The following is a 1,893-nucleotide window of genomic DNA, read 5'->3' as shown; positions in this document are numbered from 1 at the left end:
CGCGGTGGTGAGGCCGAGCTGTTCCCGGCGGCCATCCGCGCCACCGGCGTGGGCGTGCCCTATGCCTTCGCGGTCTCGGTGTTCGGCGGCACGGCCGAGTACATCGCCCTGTGGTTCAAGCAGGGCGGCCACGAATCGGGCTTCTACTGGTACGCCACCGCGGTGATCGGCTGCACCCTGCTGGTCAACCTGCTGATGCGCGACACGAAGAAGAACTCGCAGATCGACGCCGAGCAGAAGGCCTGACACGCCGGCCTGAATGACAAAGGCCCGGCACCTTGCGGTGCCGGGCCTTTTTGCATGTCGTGTCGTGTCGCGACGGCTCAGCGCAGGTTGCCGGTGTGGCCCAGCGAATAGCGGCCCGGCTGCGGCCACACGGTCAGGCCATGCGGCTCCTGGCCGACCTTGATCTTGTCCACCGCGCCGCTGGTGGTGTTGATGCGGTAGACCACATCGTCGAAGCGGCCCGACAGCCACAGCCACTGGCCGTCGGCGCTGACATTGCCCATGTCGGGGCTGCCGCCGCCGGGAATGGGCCACTGGGCGACGATCTTCTCGCTGGCAAAGTCGATGACGGTGACGCTGCCCGCGCCCCGGGGCTTGCCGTGGATCTGGTGCGAGCCGCGGTTGGCCACGTAGAGCTTGCTACCGTCTCGGCTGGGGTACAGGCCGTGGGCCGCCACGCCGGTGGCGATGAAGCCGATCTCGGTGAAGGAGGCGGCGTCGATCACGTGCACGCCATCGGCCTCCATGTCGGCCACGTAGTAGCGCTTGCCGTTGGGCGAGATGCGGATGTCCTGCGGCATGCCCTTCTGGGCCGAGCAGACCTCGCTGCCCGGCGGGCCGTTGTCCACCGGGCCGGCGGCCTTGAAGCGGGTGGAGGGCATCTTCAGCTTGAGGTAGCCCAGCACCTGGCGGTTGACCAGGTCGATGCGGGCCACGCTGCCCTGGAATTCGCAGGTGAACAGGGCCTCACGCCCGTCCATGGAGAAATCGGCGTGGTTGATGCCGCCGCACTGCGGCACGTCGATGCTGTACTGCATCGCCAGGGTCTTGGGGTCGCGGAAGTCCAGGCGATGCCGGGCCTCGGCCACGACGATGGCGGACTTGCCATCGGGCGTGAAGTACAGGTTGTAGGGGTCGTCCACCTCCACCGATTCACCCGGCTTGCCGGTGCGCGGATCGATGGGGGTGAGGCTGCCGTCGGTGCGCCGCTCGGCGTTGTTGGCCACCCAGAGGGTGCGCAGATCCCAGGACGGCACGATGTGCTGCGGCCCGCGGCCCACCTTGAAGGTGTCCACCACCTTGAGCGTGGCCGGGTCGATCACCGACACGCTGTTGCCCCGCAGATTGGGCACGTAGACCCGCTGCAGATCGCCCTGCACCACCGGGCTGAGGTGGCCGGCAGAGGTCTCGCTGTAGAGGTTGGCCGGGTTCACCACCCGGGGCATGCCGGGCAGCGCCACGGAAGCCTGCGCGGACGCGGGCGTGGCAGAAGATGCGGTCGCGGGCGCGGCGGCATGGGCGTACAGGGCGGCCACGGCGGCGGCGGCACCGATCAGTGCGCCCGCCCAGCCCAGGCGGCGTGTGGAGACGATCGAGGAGGTCAAGAGAAAGTCCTGGGTATGGAAACCGAGCAAGCGGTCAATGAGAAGGCGTTGGCAGCTGCGCACGCAGCGCCGCCACCGAAGTGTCGATGATGTGGCGGATGCCGGGCTGACCCAGCGCAGAAGTGGCGCGGGCCGGCTGGCCACGCACCCCGTCCGCACCATGGTCAACGCCGGCAGCACGCAAACGGTCGACACGCACCAGCGAGGGATCCACCGCCATCATCAGCGCGGTGTCGGCCAGGCCGGCGTGCAGGCCGATCTCGGCCTCGGAGAAGCCCTGGCC

The 1,893-nt window shown here is 68.9% G+C and carries 2 protein-coding genes and 1 pseudogene; 1 reads left to right on the top strand and 2 read right to left on the bottom strand.

Going from position 1 to position 1,893, the window contains the following annotated elements:
• A pseudogene (locus I73_RS26895) lies at positions 1 to 246 on the top strand (alpha-ketoglutarate permease); the annotation flags it as partial.
• Between the two features lie 77 nt (positions 247 to 323).
• Here the strand turns inward: I73_RS26895 and I73_RS08495 are convergent.
• Both I73_RS08495 and I73_RS33820 read right to left on the bottom strand, forming a co-directional pair.
• Positions 324 to 1,610 (bottom strand): hypothetical protein, encoded by a 1,287-nt coding sequence (locus I73_RS08495; RefSeq protein ID WP_022980219.1) that lies wholly within the window; start codon positions 1,608 to 1,610, stop codon positions 324 to 326.
• Positions 1,611 to 1,644: 34 nt separating this feature from the next.
• Positions 1,645 to 1,893: creatininase family protein (locus tag I73_RS33820; RefSeq protein WP_040499978.1), on the bottom strand; the 249-nt coding region annotated here is incomplete at its 5' end.

This window comes from Ideonella sp. B508-1, from assembly GCF_000333615.1.
GTDB lineage: Bacteria > Pseudomonadota > Gammaproteobacteria > Burkholderiales > Burkholderiaceae_C > Ideonella.
Note: the sequence above shows the minus strand (reverse complement) of the source record. Positions and strands in the feature narration are given on the sequence as shown.